Source organism: Vibrio sp. Vb1574, from assembly GCF_033338675.1.
In genome coordinates this window covers 1-13627 of sequence record NZ_JAWOTC010000018.1, presented here as the reverse complement: position 1 = coordinate 13627, position 13627 = coordinate 1, and the positions used below count along the sequence as shown (strand labels likewise).

Sequence of the window (13627 nt, the reverse complement as noted above, 5' to 3'; positions counted from 1 at the left end):
AGCCAGGCTTTATTGAATGATTTAGGAAACGGCTCGGCAGGCTTTGAATATATCTAACTTGCTATCGTAGGCTTGAGTTTGTACATCCATAATGCCTAATAAAGAGTGGAACACGTTATCATGTGAGTATTGGCCTGCATTCTGTGCTTGTTTATACAAACAGTCGGTATTGATCTGCTTCGCTTGTTTAAAGCCCGAAGACAGCCACATGATCAAAGGAACGCGTTTTTGGAAATCTGGTGCAAGGCCATAAGGCATACCATGTAAGAACAATCCATTTTCGCCTAGTGACTCACCGTGATCCGATATATAAATTAGCGCGGTATTATACTCAGACTCTAACGCTTTAAGTTTTTTGATGGTTTCTGCCAATACAAGATCGGTGTAGCGTATTGTATTGTCATATGTGTTCACTATTTGTTCGATGCTACAGTTTTCGATATCTGCACGTGGACAGTCTGGTTTAAAGAAGGCGTTGTCTCTTGGGTAACGCTGAAAATAGGTCGGACCGTGGCTTCCTATAAGGTGCATGGCGACCACTCGGTTACCGTGCATATCCGCGACTTCCTGATCAAAATGATCTAATAGCGCCATGTCGTAACAAGTTTGGCCATTACACATAGGGCTTACTTGCTTTCGATCCACTTCAATTTTCTTGATCTTGTGGGCTACTTCTTTATCCCCACCGTCATTTTCTTTCCAAATGAGGTCAACCCCAGCGCGCAGCATTATATCGAGAGCATTGTCCTGGTTATCCGCTTTGGTGCGTTCAAACTCGTTTCGCGTGAGCTGTGAAAACATACAAGGCACAGATACAGCAGTCGCGGTGCCACAAGACGCGACGTCTTGAAATGAGATAACATCCAGTTTACTAGTATAAGGGTTTGTCTCTCGTGTATAGCCATTGAGTTGGTAGTTCTGCGTTCGAGCGGTTTCTCCTACGACAAAAACCAGTAGTGTTGGTTTGCGCTGTGCTTGCTGTACGGCGCTATCTGACTGCTTTGCATCTGTGCCGATTTCTCGATATGGCTCTGGCGTGGTGAAATATTTCTCCTTCACATACCCGGTCGCGCTGTAAACGAACTGGGTGGGTATGATGATTTTTTTTAGGTGGCTATTGTTGCGCCCTACAGATGCGTAGTCTTGATAGTACACGCTGGCAATGACGGCGATGACAGCTAGCGACGACAGCATCGATACTAATTTGGTAACAGAGAAGTACAGTAATTGGTGACGTTGAGATTGCAGCTTGACCTTAAAGATAATTATCGCTGGGATAACTCCCATAATCAGCGTCCAAATTACAGAGTGAGCACTCAGGTAAGAACTCGCCTCGCTCGAATCGGTTTCAACAATATTGGCAATCATTCCAGAATCGAAAAGTGTGCCATAGTTATAGCTTGCGTAGCTCACCATACTTGAAACAATGATTAAAATTATAAAGAACGGCTTGCCGATCCAAGGCCAACTAAATAAATTAAAAAGGAAATTGAGCGCGGCAAGAAAGAAAATTGGTATTGTGATAATAAATCCAATCTTGACATTATCTAAGTGTGTAAAGATGCCGATCAGTTCTTTATAAATAGGGATGTTTACGACGAGAGCGAAATACAGCGCCAACAGGAAAGTAAAGGTAACGTAAGAGATACCTCTCTGTTGTAAATCATGTGTCTTCATAATGAGTGTCTTGAATAAAAATTAGAGCAAGAACGAAGCCCAAATAAAAAGGGCAAGAGTTAACGCAACAAATACTGCTGCTGAACCAATATCTTTGGCTCTACCACTGAGCTCGTGCCAGTCATCGCTAACACGGTCGACAACCGCTTCTACGGCGGAATTAATGAGTTCGACGATCAATACCAAGAACAGGCTACTGATCATCAGCACTCTTTCGTATGTGGTGACAGGAAGGAAAAAAGCACAGACGGAAAGCACCAAGGCGAGAATCAATTCTTGTCTAAAAGCGGCTTCGTGTGTCCATGCGGCTTTCAATCCTTGAAATGAATAGCCGGTCGCATCCATGACACGGCGTATACCTGTTTTACCTGGCTTCAAAATATGACCTTACTATTTAAGCATTGGGATGGAACACATATCCCAGAGAGGTAACGAGATTAATCGTTACAGCGTGAAACATTTGTGAATAGAATCCATCGCGCGATAATTTAAGAAAAGTGCTTATTTAATCAAGATCGTAGACGGTATAGCCTTTGTTCTGGAGACATTTACGCAATACGAGAGATTGGGTTTTGGTTGAATCATTTGTTCCACTCAAAGCACCAGCTCCAGCTCCTACAGCACCGCCGGCAGCAGCACCGACAGCCGCTCCACCTAATCCGTCTTCTAGCGCACCAGCAGCTGCGCCGATCAATGCGCCTGTAACTGCCCCATTAGTGGATTCAGATTTCGCTGCCTCTGATTTGTCGACATTTTCTGCATAGCCTTGGCAGTAAAGAAAGTCTTGTTCATATGTACTAGGGTCAACATTGGTCATGTCGACGACAGGTTTTTGGTTGTAGGCGCAAGCTGTAAGCGTAGAAGTAAGCGCCATAATCAGGATAAAAGATTTATACATGAGTACTATCCATTTAGTGTGTGAATCTTATGGATTAAATGTACACTGTTTTATTGTTGGGCTCTGTCGCTTGAGTGTATTGAAGTGTCGTCTTCTGTAAACGGGGTAGGAAGGTTAAGTTAACTGTCTGATTTTTTGAGGCTAAGTGTGAAGCAAGCTCCTCCAAGTGGGCTATGGCAAATCGAAACTTCTCCACGTTGAAGCTCCATTATCTGTCTGACAATCGCCAAACCGAGCCCAAACCCGCTCGTCTTTTTGTTGCGAGATTCATCCGCGCTGTAAAATGGTTCGAATAGATGAGGCCAATGCTTTTCTTCAATACCTATGCCATCATCATGAACATTGATGAAGCAGCGGTGCTGATCGTGTTTTATCTCCACTAAAATCTGCTTATCTGCGTACCGCATTGCATTGCGCAGCAAGTTATCTAAGGCTCGCTTTAACAATTTTGGGTCAGCAAACGCGAGAACGTTTTCTGAGTTTACTTCTTGAAGCGAGATAGCGAGCGTAGTCTCTTTTTGCCACCTCTGTCGTAATTCTTTGACTAAGTTGAATAGGACGACTTCTTCTTGAGTTTGTAATGCTGTGTCAGGACGCTCCATCTTTGCGTAGTAAAGCAATTCTTCAACCATTTCTTCCATCTCGTCAATGTCTTCGACGATACTGTAAACATACTTTTTCTGTTGTTCAGTTAAGGTTGAATCCGATAACAAATCTGCTTGCCATTGTAAGCGGAAGATTGGGGTACGCAATTCATGTGCAACGGCGTTAGTTAGCATTTTATTGCTAGTGATCAAGCGAGATACTTTATCGGCCATCGTGTTAAAGCTTTTGTTTAACGTCCCAACAGACTTAGCGCTTGAGGTACTAGCTCGAGCCTTGAAGTTACCTGAGGCAAACTCAACGGTCACTCTCTCTAGCTCTCGAATCCGACGGCTTAAGAACCAGATCAACAATATGCAATACAGAGCAAATCCAGCTAAAAAGAACAACCAAACGATATTGTCATCAAAGTTGGCAGCTTTAACCACAGGGCTATTCGGATTATCGCTCATTTTAAAGATAGGCGTGCTCGCATCTAGGCGGAACCAGATATCCCTTTCTTCATCGTAAGCGACGTTAACGGAGGTATCATTTTCAAACGCCTTTTTGATGTCTGTTGGAAGCTCTTCAAGCGTATGAGGCACCAACAAACGATGGCTTGATGTGGCAAATTGTTCCAACTGTTGTTGAGTATATTCTAATCCGTGTTCTTTATAGATAGGGTAGATCAGATCGTGAAAAGCTTGACCCTCATGCTCTTGTAACAGGTAGTCATAATCTGTGTTGATCTCATAAACTAAGAACTCGTATCCCCACAAGCTAGCCATAAACAGAATGATAAGGCCAACAAAGCTTTCCAGATAAATCCGTCTCATTATTCATTCCATGCATCAGGCATAAATAGGTAGCCTTTGCCGCGAACGGTAATGATTTTTTGTGGTGAGCAAGAAGCATCGCCTAGCTTCTTTCTCAGTGTCACTATGCGATTATCAATGGTGCGGTCTGTTCCATCGTATTCAATACCACGCAGTGTTTTGGTCAGCCACTCGCGTGATAGTGTTTTTTCAGCATGCGTTGCAAGAACCCACAACAAATCGAACTCGCCGTCTGTCAGCGCAATTTCTTCTTGGTTCATTACGCACGATTTACGCAATCGGTTTAAACACAGAACACCAATTTGTAGGCCGTTTTCGGACTCGGTAGGCGCCGCCTCTTTTCTTCTTAATAGCATGCGAATACGAGCCAGCAATACGCGAGGTTTGATGGGTTTAGTAACAAAGTCATCTGCGCCTATTTCTAATGCGGCGACATGATCGAAGTCATCATCACTTGCTGTTAGCATCAACACTTTGCCTTTGTAGCATTCTCGGATTTGACGACATACACTCAGACCATCTTGTCCGGGTAGCATCAAATCTAACAGCACCACGTCTGGTTGTGTGTCAATAATCGCATTAGGTGCGTCCGTCCCATTGTCGATACATTTGACCTGAAAACCTTGTTCAACAAAATACTCTCCCAACATAGTTTGTAATTTGGGATCGTCTTCCACAATGATTAGAGATGGTTTGATTTGTTGTGCGTTCATTTAAGTGATGTATACAATATTTAATATCAATGGAACTTAAACAAATTTACGAATTATTTCAAATAAAGCTTTCTCAGAATAAGGTTATCGGATGAGTTAATTGGATAAAATTGCCAATTAATAATTTAAATCTAATCACCTATCACATTTAGAGAGATGCAAAAAGGCGCAACGTTTGCGCCTAGGTATGGAATCTTAAAGCGAAATTACCGCTTATTCGGTGGTACACACGACGCTGTTGTCGCTGCCAAATGCATTTGGAACGTAAGCATCAGCTTGTGGGTCATTTTCCCACTTCGCGTCATCGAGCAAGTAACGGAACTGAACATTCTGCGCTTTAGGTAAGCGGGTTTTAAATTTAAACTGACGACTTTTCTTCACTAATTTCATCGGTTCTGGCTGCCAGTTGTTGAAGTCTCCAGCAATTTGGACAGAGTCCCACTGATCTTTATCTAGCTCGAACGTGACTTCGACTTCATCTTTTGTCTTAAAGAATCTTTTTTTAAGCATTGATCTTTCCTTGTTCGTACAAAAACCGTTCTAACTATTACTCGTGTTTCATAATGATTTCAAGTTTTATCGAATTGTTGCTGGTATCTGATGAGGGGAGTATCCGAACGGTGAATAGCTCGTTGTGCTGGTTTCGTGTACTGAGGGAGCGTTAGAGAGAAAATTCACTAGCCTAAAATGGTCAAAGAACAGAGTTTGTTAGCGAGCCGAGAGTCCGTATCTTGAAGTCAAATCGTTATCATGTATTATCTTAAATCACCATTTTCCTTGATGTAGCTATGTTGAAGTTTAACCGTACATTGTTGACTGCGATAGTTTGCTTAGTTGCTATGCTTTTGAGTAGTGTCGCTCCTGTGGCGCAGGCTTCCGCTCCGATGAAAACAATTGAAGTACGCGATCTTATTGTTCAACAGGCTGCTCTGCACAAACAACTTGGCGTCAATGACGACTGCGTAGAATCACATCACGATGAGTCAGCCATCAATAAGGCACAACAATCTCACACGAGTTGTAGCTCTTCCTGCATGGTCAAAATTCCCGCCAACTTATCTCAAAACGACTTACTGCTTCTTCCTTATAGCCTTGCCTTGATTGATAGGCCTCTAGTCGAAAAAGTAGTGACAGTGATCACCAAACTTTATCGTCCTCCGATTGTTTAATTCCTCATCTCAAATTACTTGGGGTTTCCCCCTTTTTACCAAATGAAATGATTTGGCATTTGAATGCCATAAGGAAATAAACAATGAAAAAACTACTTGCCTTATGTAGTGCACTTTTACTGACTTTTACCGCTCATGCAGCGCAATTTGAAGAAGGGAAGCACTACAAAGTTCTGGATGTTAAGAAAGCATCGAAACCTGTTGTGACGGAATTCTTTTCTTTTTATTGCCCACATTGCTACAAGTTTGAGTCGCTTATTGAGCGTTTAAAACCTGCTCTGCCAAAAGAGGCAAAGTTTGAAAAGGTACATGTGGGGTTCATGGGCGGAGATATGGCGATTCCGATGGCCAAGTCCTACGCGACGATGGTGTCGCTAGGAGTTGAAGATACAATGATTCCTGCTATGTTTGCCCAAATTCATCAAAAGCGACAAGCGCCAAAAGACGAAGCTGAGCTGAAACAGCTGTTCGTTGATAATGGCGTCGAAGGTAAGAAGTTTGATGCGGCGTACAATAGTTTCGCCGTAAACTCAATGCAGAAAGGTTTTGATAAGCAATTCTCTGCCAGCACGTTGAGAGGGGTTCCGGGTGTGGTTGTGAACAATAAATACATTGTTTTGGCCAACGAAATTCGTACTTACGACGAGTACAATCAATTAGTTAACTACTTATTGACGCTGTAACTGTAAATAGCATTGAAGCTTAAAAATGGCGACGGTAGAGTCGCCATTTTTTATGCTTATCACTTTCGTATTATCTAAGAACGCTTGTACATGCTTGAGTCGGAACACTAGTCATAAATATGGCATGCGGATAAAACAAGCTAGCAGCAGTGATTGCAACATTACATGGCTGAGCAATCGTAGTTTTAATCACATTGGTAAGCACAGCGCCTGTATTATTTACTGTTTGAGCGGCGGCTTGTTGTGCCTGGTAAGACACGCAACCTGTCGTTGCATTGATCATCGCAGTGCTAAACAAAAGTTTGCGAAAAAACATATTCATATCCTTTGTGAATGCTTTGAATTACTTATATGTGGATTGATTCATAAATGAAACAAAACAGTGTTCAAAATATGTGTGCATTCACGAAATGAACATTGTTTTATAAAAAGACGTTTTTTTGTGATCTTAGTACTGGACAGACCAGGTTATGAAATTAAAGCCAATCCGTGCATTACGATTACGCCGAAGGTCAGTTTGCTCCTCATTCCTTGATATCCCTTGGGCTCGGCGTCTTGTTCGACTTTCCTCACGAGCTTTTCTGCATACCAAACAGCAAGGTACCCAATTGCTAAGAGTAGGGTTGCGACTGCGTAATGTTTGTGGCCCTGCAGTAGTGCGCCCCAAGCTAGTAAGACAAAAAGGTTGCTGAGAATTAATATATTTCGGCTAAGGCGGTGGTAGTAATGCTCAATGCCATTACCCCAAAGGATGCCGGATAAAAAACTTAATATAACGGCGCTATATGCGATGAAAAATTGCTGACCACTTAAATTGAAGAGTGAGATGTCAGTGAAAATCAGCCCTAAACTAAACACAAATGGAACCAGGCCTAAGTAACCGAGTTGTAGCATGGTTGAGCGTGTTGTCATGGTCGTCACCTTACAATTGTTGCTCTATCATATTGGTAAGCGTAGTACTTGTCGGTGATGTGGAGCTTGGAAAAGTAGCAATAACTTTACCTTCAGAGCTAATTAGAAACTTGTAGAAGTTCCATTTTGGTTTTATGCCTGCTTGGTTAGTAATCTGGTTGAAGACTGGGTTCGCATCTACACCTAATACTGAAGAGCGAGCCATCATTGGAAAGGTGACCCCGTAATCGAGATAACAGACTTTCGCTGTGTTTGTTTCGCTTCCTCTATCTTGTCGAAAGTCATTGCTCGGGAAACCGATAACGGTGAAGTTTTGGTCTTTGTAAGTTTGATATAGGGTTTCTAACTGTTCGAACTGAGGAGTGAAGCCGCACTGGCTTGCTGTATTGACGATTAGTAGTGTCTTTCCCTTAAAGCTTTCGCATAGATCGACTTCTTCCGTTGAGTTTAACAACCTTTGCTTACCTTGAAGAATATCAGGGCACTCAGATGCAAGAGCAAGCGAATTCATGGAGAGAAAGCTAACGAGAGCGGCGAGTTTCAGTAATCCTTTCATGGTGTTGTTCCCCTTGTTTTCAATAAGTATAACTACTTAAGTGCAAAGAGGATCGATCAAAAAAGCCGCACAAATGCGCGGCTTTTTCAAGAGCTGAGATCTGACTATGCCAGTTTCAACTCGGACTGGTTCAGGTACATTACCATATCTTCAATCGTCAGTACCGGCATGTTGTGCAGGCGACCGAATGCTACGATCTCCGGTGCCTTTGCCATCGTGCCATCTGGATTGGTCACTTCACACAGTACGCCAGCGGGTTGAAGCCCTGCCATTTGCATCAGATCAATCGTACCTTCTGTGTGACCACGGCGAGTCATTACACCACCTGGACGTGCGCGCAGAGGGAATACGTGACCCGGGCGAGCAAGATCTTCCGGTTTTGCGTGCGGGTTTGCCGCCGTTTTAATGGTCGTTACGCGGTCTGCTGCTGAAACACCCGTTGTTACACCAACTTTCGCTTCAATAGAAACCGTAAATGCGGTTTGGTTTGCGCTGTTGTTGTTTACCACCATTGGAGGCAGTTCCAGTTTGTCTGCTTGAACATCTGTTAAGCACAAACAAACGATGCCGCTACATTCGCGGATCATCAATGCCATTTGCTCGTTAGTGAGGTGCTCGACTGAATAAATGATATCGCCTTCGTTTTCGCGATCTTCATCATCAAGAAGCAGTACGCCACGGCCTTCTTTTAAAGCGATAAGTGCGTTTTCAACGCGAGTAATTGGGTCGCCGAATTCGGCAAGTAGTGATGACTGATTCATGGTTAACTCCTAAATTTCACCAGAATCAGGGCGGTATGAGAGATCGCCGTAAAATACGATCAAAAAGAAGTGCACCAGCATTCTTAGCGATCTGACTCGCTATGCTGGTGTATTCTTATTCTCTTTCATCCGGACTATAACCGTCGGCTCTGGCATCTCACCAGATCTGCTGACCTCGACGAATCGAGCGCTCGCGGGCTCACTTGAAAAAGTATACCGCCGGTGGGGAATTTCGCCCCGCCCTGAGAACAATTAAAAATGTACCACTTCATCCAAGTTGTGAAGAAGTGGAGCTAGGATAGTACTGCGAACTGAATAGCTTGGAAAGTCGATTCCATCTGTATGATGGAAAAGTGTGCTATCGACGGAAATAATCTGTGTGAATAAAGTGATCAATCTGCTGCGGCACGAAGGTGTTGTAAATCAGGCTCGTATGCGTTTGCTTCACTTCGATATGATCTTGCATACCGTCCAGTCTTGTCTCTTCTACGGTAACCGTACCGTCCGACATGGTGTTGTCATTACGGATCAACAATGGGCGAGCGCCAATCGGCATCGTTCCTGCGATACTGCCGAGTTTTTGAGGGAAATCCCAAGCGTCATCATGTTTGTTTAATCCGTGGTGTGGCGAATTGCCTAAAATTGCACCCAATCCGAGATCTTGAATTCGACCTACAATGGACGCGCCTTTAAGAGGCGAACCGATAGCGACAACATGAGAGATTAAGTTAGTGCTCGGTTTTCTGTTGGCGAGATAGCGCTTAATCATCAAGCCTCCCAAGCTGTGTCCCACGAGCACGTTTGTGGTCAGTGGATTAAGCGAATGATCAATAGAATCAAACAGTGAAGACTCATCGATAGCAACAGTGTTATAGCTGAGTACTTGCGTTTCGTATCCGAGTTTTCTCAGCTTTTGGCTAAGAGGCTGCATGACCAGCCCATGCATATAAAGACCATGTAAGATGATGATTTTCATAATACCTCCTAGATTTATGACGTCGTAGGTATCCTACTCTAATTGACAAGAAACTACTTGTGCTTTGTGGTGCATATTTACGTTTTGCTGCAAAGTTTGACTGCTGTAGCAAGCGACTCAGCCCAGTAAATCCTGTACTTGTTGTTGCAATTGATGACGATTTAAAGACGCAGGACTTAACACTTCACCGATAACAACATCCACTTTTGACCAAAAACGAGTCGGTCGTTTTGTGAGAGCATGTCCGCCTTTGTGGCTGAAAAAAGAACCCCAAAGCCCTTTTAACGCCATAGGGATGACAGGAACAGGGTTACGTTCAAGGATTTTCTCTACACCAGGGCGAAACTCACCCAATTGACCGTTAGACGTTAAACGACCCTCAGGGAAGATACAGACAACCTCACCGTCGTAAAGTGCTTGTTCAATCTCCTCAAATGCTCGTCGGTAAGTGTCGGCACACTTACGTGGAGAACAGATCGGGATAACACCGGCATGACGGAATACATATTTAAGAACAGGTAGCTCGCTGATGGACTTGTCCATCACAAAACGAACCGGGCGAGTAGAGGTTCCCATCAAAATCAACGCATCGACATAGCTAACATGGTTAGCCACGATTAACACGGCACCTTGTTCAGGAATATGTTGACGCCCCTTTACAGACACACGATACATACAATGGCTGAGTAAATAACTGATAAAGCGTTGTGTGAATTCCGGTACTTGACGATAGACATAGACTGCCACGAAGAAGTTACCTATTGCCATCATGGCAAACAGTTCCACAATAGAAAGCTCTAGTACGCTGAGTACAACGATCGAAACCAAAGCAGACACCACCATAAACAATGCATTCATGATGTTGTTAGCAGCAATGGCACGTGCACATTCCCCTTTGTTTGAACGCGATTGGATGAACGCATAAAGAGGAACAATAAAGACACCGCCGCTTACACCAACAAGGAACAGGTCAATCATGACGCGCAGATGTTTGGATTCAGCAACGAAGCTTTGCACATCATAAAAGTGCACCGGAAGCGATGGATAACTCGGGACTGCCCATAGCAAGTCGACGCCAAACACTGTCAGTCCAAGGATACCGAATGGCAAAATACCAAGCTCAACGTGGTTGAAAGAGAGCTTTTCACACAACCAAGAGCCTGTCGCGATACCAATGGAAAACAATGCCAACAGTAAAGAAACGACAGTACTGTCTGCAAACAAATGTTCGCGTGCGAAGTTAGGGAATTGAGTTAGGTAAGTCGCACCCATGAACCAGAACCAACTGATGGCAAGAATAGACATCCAGATGCCTCTCTGCTTTTTTGCCACTTTTAACGTGTTCTTTAAACCAGAAATCGGCTCAAATTTCGCTTTGTCATTCGATTGGCTAGGCATCGCTGGAATATTCACGCTGCTCATGAACCCAAGCAAAGACAAGGCAATCACTACACAAGAAGCAATCAAGGTACCATTAGGAATGGATAGCAGCAGGCCTGCACTAAGCGTACCTATAAGAATCGAAAGGAACGTGCCCATTTCAACCCAAGCATTTCCTTTAACAAGCTCATTTGGTTTGAGCGCTTGTGGTAGTAAGGCGTATTTCACGGGGCCAAAATAGGCCGATTGAGTGCCTGTCATAAACAGCAGAACCAGCATCAGCATGGCACTTTGGGTGGCAATAGCGGTTGCTGCGCAAGACATGATAGCCAGCTCGATGAGCTTTAGACGTCGGATTAATTTGGCTTTGTCCATGCTGTCAGCGACGGCACCAGCATGCGCTGAGAATAGAAAGAAAGGTAGGATGAATAAGCCTGCCGCCAAATTAACGAATAGATTGACGGATATTGGTAGGTTATCAATTTGGCTGTATGTGACCATCAATAACAGAACGTTTTTGTAGATGTTGTCATTGAGTGCGCCAAGGCATTGCGTCACAAAGTAAGGAAAAAAGCGTTTTGAGAAAAACATACGGGCCCCGATTAAACAAAGTCGAATGAGATGGGAGCACTTTATGCTCAATGAACGATTAAACCAGCTTTCTCTTTCAAGTGACGTTGCATGCCACCAAAAGTAACGAAATTCGTTACTTTTATTTCCATTTTTTTATTGAGTTACTAATTGCGAGACTTATTGGTGAGTTTTCTTTCCCATGGTTCAAACAAAGGAAACGTCCAGCGACGCATCGCAATAATCAGAGAGGTGCCGTGTTTTTCGTCCATATCGAGAGAGCTATCACTTTGGCAAGCCTGATAAAACTCATCGATGACCTTTTGCAGTTTCTGTTGTAGCTTCTTGTTGCTTGGTACACTCATCAGTCCTGTTGCCATGGAGAACTTTTCATCTTCACCAGAAAAGTAGCTTTGGAAAAAGGCGTCTTGAACTTGCTGTTGGAAGAACCGTTGAATAGGGCCGCCCATCTGCCACTTAAATGTCGGAGATATACGCAAACGAATTTTGTTATTTGGCTGCAAGTCGATGATGTTCAGCCGATCCAAATGAGCAAGCTTTTGCACCAGTTCCAACTCATTGAAGGTATATTGCTGAACGATTTGTTCAAACTGATAGCCATTTACAACACAGATCGCCACGAGCAGCAGGGCTTTATCGTCAACCAGCTGCTTTTCTTGCTCTAACGTTAGCGACTCTAGACCTTTATTGTGCGCAGCCGCGAGCTTAAATAGTTCCGCCATTTCTAAACCAATCAATTGGCAAATTCGTTCTAAGCGCTCAAGGCTAATGTGCTGACCTTCAGCGAGTAAACGTTTGACGCTTCCTTCACTTAAATCAAGGTGTTGTGCAACATCGGCATAATGCAGCCCAGCTAACTTTAGTTGGCGTTTAAGCTCTTTAATTAACGTATAGCTTTCTGACATTTACGCTGTTACCTCGTCGTGTAACTGCTCTAGGTACGTTTGCATAAAGGTTTTGCGTTTTTGCGCTTCGCGTCTTGCTGACTCTGTGTTCATGGTTTCAGCGATTTTGAATAACTTGGTCTGAAAGTGATCCAGAGTGAATTGTTTATCGTTAAGTTCACGTTCTTCGGCAAATATATCGCTGTCGTTGTAAAGTTGCGCGTTAAATTGAGTGCTGACTTGAATGCATCGCGTCACGCCAATTGCGCCTAAAGCGTCCAGACGGTCGGCATCTTGGACGATTTTGGCTTCCAACGTATTTGGCCTGATGTTTGCGCTAAAGCTGTGTGCCTCTATCGCATGAGCAATGGCATCATGATATTGCTGCGGATAATCGATACTCTCTAAAAATGCGACCGCTTTTTTGGCTGCGATGATTGAGCTCTCTTTGCGATTTGGGTGATCTTTCGGATAAGTAAAGCAATCATGCAAATAGGCAGCCGGTAATACAATCGCGATGTCTGCATTTTCTTCTTTGCAGAGCTGTTTCGCTGTTTTGACCACGCGTTTTACGTGTTTAAGATCATGAGCTGCATCCACTTGCATCTCTTGCTGCATAAATTCCAAAAATTGCGGTTCTATCTGGCTTAATGACGTCATGGTTCATATCTACAACTAAAATGAAGTCAGAAGTATGCCCAACGCTTAGAATAATTTCCAAGTGCGATGGTGTAATTGAGATTCAGCCACCAGAACCTTGTGCAACGTTTGGTACTGAGCCGTTTTATATGGCCTTTCAATGTGTTCAGCGGTTTATGAGACAAGAATAGACAGAGCGAGCAGTGATGTTTACCAGTAGAAAAAAGGCCTGACGATGTCGTCAGGCCTTTTTCTTTTCGCTGTGCCGTCCTAAATAAGGTTGACACTTTCCACCCCAAAATTGGAGAGTGTTATGAAATCAACAACTAAAAGAACTCAGCGCGATTACTCCCTCGCTTTTAAACTCACT

General features: G+C 43.6%; 16 protein-coding genes and 1 riboswitch. Of the genes, 2 read left to right on the top strand and 14 right to left on the bottom strand.

Going from position 1 to position 13627, the window contains the following annotated elements:
- Window positions 1–21: 21 nt before the first annotated feature.
- From R7O12_RS13075 to R7O12_RS13050, 6 genes are all read right to left on the bottom strand, one after another.
- Window positions 22–1677: a phosphoethanolamine--lipid A transferase gene (locus R7O12_RS13075; protein WP_318125922.1), complete on the bottom strand. Its 1656-nt coding sequence runs from the start codon at window positions 1675–1677 to the stop codon at window positions 22–24.
- Window positions 1678–1698: 21 nt separating this feature from the next.
- Window positions 1699–2055, bottom strand: coding sequence for a diacylglycerol kinase (locus tag R7O12_RS13070; RefSeq protein WP_017635149.1), 357 nt, complete (start codon window positions 2053–2055; stop codon window positions 1699–1701).
- Between the two features lie 127 nt (window positions 2056–2182).
- Window positions 2183–2575: a glycine zipper family protein gene (locus R7O12_RS13065; protein ID WP_318125920.1), complete on the bottom strand. Its 393-nt coding sequence runs from the start codon at window positions 2573–2575 to the stop codon at window positions 2183–2185.
- Window positions 2576–2694: 119 nt separating this feature from the next.
- Window positions 2695–3993 (bottom strand): ATP-binding protein, encoded by a 1299-nt coding sequence (locus R7O12_RS13060; protein ID WP_042522686.1) that lies wholly within the window; start codon window positions 3991–3993, stop codon window positions 2695–2697.
- A complete protein-coding gene (locus R7O12_RS13055) occupies window positions 3993–4706 on the bottom strand; it encodes a response regulator (protein WP_005373673.1) in 714 nt (237 codons plus the stop codon). The genes R7O12_RS13060 and R7O12_RS13055 overlap by 1 nt, the downstream gene beginning before the upstream one ends.
- A gap of 213 nt (window positions 4707–4919) precedes the next feature.
- Window positions 4920–5216 (bottom strand): isoamylase early set domain-containing protein, encoded by a 297-nt coding sequence (locus R7O12_RS13050; protein WP_005373671.1) that lies wholly within the window; start codon window positions 5214–5216, stop codon window positions 4920–4922.
- 278 nt (window positions 5217–5494) lie between these two features.
- On the opposite strand from R7O12_RS13050, the gene R7O12_RS13045 reads away from it, so the two are divergent.
- Both R7O12_RS13045 and R7O12_RS13040 read left to right on the top strand, forming a co-directional pair.
- Complete coding sequence (locus R7O12_RS13045; RefSeq protein ID WP_005373669.1) at window positions 5495–5875, top strand: hypothetical protein; 381 nt, start codon at window positions 5495–5497, stop codon at window positions 5873–5875.
- Window positions 5876–5958: 83 nt separating this feature from the next.
- Window positions 5959–6558, top strand: a complete 600-nt coding sequence (locus R7O12_RS13040) for a thiol:disulfide interchange protein DsbA/DsbL (RefSeq protein WP_005373667.1) — start codon at window positions 5959–5961, stop codon at window positions 6556–6558.
- 70 nt (window positions 6559–6628) lie between these two features.
- Here the strand turns inward: R7O12_RS13040 and R7O12_RS13035 are convergent, their stop codons facing one another.
- The 8 genes from R7O12_RS13035 to R7O12_RS13000 form a co-directional block, all read right to left on the bottom strand.
- On the bottom strand, window positions 6629–6874 hold the full coding sequence (locus tag R7O12_RS13035; protein ID WP_005373664.1) for a hypothetical protein: 246 nt from the start codon (window positions 6872–6874) through the stop codon (window positions 6629–6631).
- A 152-nt stretch (window positions 6875–7026) separates the two neighbouring features.
- Window positions 7027–7470, bottom strand: a complete 444-nt coding sequence (locus R7O12_RS13030) for a DUF3429 domain-containing protein (protein WP_318125918.1) — start codon at window positions 7468–7470, stop codon at window positions 7027–7029.
- 10 nt (window positions 7471–7480) lie between these two features.
- A complete protein-coding gene (locus tag R7O12_RS13025) occupies window positions 7481–8026 on the bottom strand; it encodes a glutathione peroxidase (RefSeq protein WP_054577749.1) in 546 nt (181 codons plus the stop codon).
- Between the two features lie 104 nt (window positions 8027–8130).
- Window positions 8131–8787: a 3,4-dihydroxy-2-butanone-4-phosphate synthase gene (gene ribB, locus R7O12_RS13020; RefSeq protein ID WP_318125917.1), complete on the bottom strand. Its 657-nt coding sequence runs from the start codon at window positions 8785–8787 to the stop codon at window positions 8131–8133.
- A gap of 113 nt (window positions 8788–8900) precedes the next feature.
- Window positions 8901–9041, bottom strand: a riboswitch (FMN riboswitch).
- A 104-nt stretch (window positions 9042–9145) separates the two neighbouring features.
- Window positions 9146–9763: a hypothetical protein gene (locus R7O12_RS13015; RefSeq protein WP_064354868.1), complete on the bottom strand. Its 618-nt coding sequence runs from the start codon at window positions 9761–9763 to the stop codon at window positions 9146–9148.
- 117 nt (window positions 9764–9880) lie between these two features.
- On the bottom strand, window positions 9881–11734 hold the full coding sequence (locus R7O12_RS13010) for an MFS transporter (RefSeq protein ID WP_171344211.1): 1854 nt from the start codon (window positions 11732–11734) through the stop codon (window positions 9881–9883).
- Window positions 11735–11880: 146 nt separating this feature from the next.
- Window positions 11881–12639 (bottom strand): helix-turn-helix domain-containing protein, encoded by a 759-nt coding sequence (locus R7O12_RS13005; protein ID WP_171344210.1) that lies wholly within the window; start codon window positions 12637–12639, stop codon window positions 11881–11883.
- Window positions 12640–13278, bottom strand: a complete 639-nt coding sequence (locus R7O12_RS13000; RefSeq protein WP_017819864.1) for an HD domain-containing protein — start codon at window positions 13276–13278, stop codon at window positions 12640–12642.
- Window positions 13279–13627 lie beyond the last annotated feature (349 nt).

Excerpts from the sequence above, each read along its gene's own strand:
- R7O12_RS13075 (WP_318125922.1), bottom strand. The coding sequence starts at position 1,677 with ATGAAGACACATGATTTACAACAGAGAGGTATCTCTTACGTTACCTTT.
- R7O12_RS13005 (WP_171344210.1), bottom strand. The coding sequence starts at position 12,639 with ATGTCAGAAAGCTATACGTTAATTAAAGAGCTTAAACGCCAACTAAAG.
- R7O12_RS13010 (WP_171344211.1), bottom strand. The coding sequence starts at position 11,734 with ATGTTTTTCTCAAAACGCTTTTTTCCTTACTTTGTGACGCAATGCCTT.
- R7O12_RS13035 (WP_005373664.1), bottom strand. The coding sequence starts at position 6,874 with ATGTTTTTTCGCAAACTTTTGTTTAGCACTGCGATGATCAATGCAACG.
- R7O12_RS13030 (WP_318125918.1), bottom strand. The coding sequence starts at position 7,470 with ATGACAACACGCTCAACCATGCTACAACTCGGTTACTTAGGCCTGGTT.
- R7O12_RS13015 (WP_064354868.1), bottom strand. The coding sequence starts at position 9,763 with ATGAAAATCATCATCTTACATGGTCTTTATATGCATGGGCTGGTCATG.
- R7O12_RS13065 (WP_318125920.1), bottom strand. The coding sequence starts at position 2,575 with ATGTATAAATCTTTTATCCTGATTATGGCGCTTACTTCTACGCTTACA.
- R7O12_RS13050 (WP_005373671.1), bottom strand. The coding sequence starts at position 5,216 with ATGCTTAAAAAAAGATTCTTTAAGACAAAAGATGAAGTCGAAGTCACG.
- R7O12_RS13045 (WP_005373669.1), top strand. The coding sequence starts at position 5,495 with ATGTTGAAGTTTAACCGTACATTGTTGACTGCGATAGTTTGCTTAGTT.
- R7O12_RS13000 (WP_017819864.1), bottom strand. The coding sequence starts at position 13,278 with ATGACGTCATTAAGCCAGATAGAACCGCAATTTTTGGAATTTATGCAG.
- ribB (WP_318125917.1), bottom strand. The coding sequence starts at position 8,787 with ATGAATCAGTCATCACTACTTGCCGAATTCGGCGACCCAATTACTCGC.
- R7O12_RS13025 (WP_054577749.1), bottom strand. The coding sequence starts at position 8,026 with ATGAAAGGATTACTGAAACTCGCCGCTCTCGTTAGCTTTCTCTCCATG.
- R7O12_RS13060 (WP_042522686.1), bottom strand. The coding sequence starts at position 3,993 with ATGAGACGGATTTATCTGGAAAGCTTTGTTGGCCTTATCATTCTGTTT.
- R7O12_RS13040 (WP_005373667.1), top strand. The coding sequence starts at position 5,959 with ATGAAAAAACTACTTGCCTTATGTAGTGCACTTTTACTGACTTTTACC.
- R7O12_RS13055 (WP_005373673.1), bottom strand. The coding sequence starts at position 4,706 with ATGAACGCACAACAAATCAAACCATCTCTAATCATTGTGGAAGACGAT.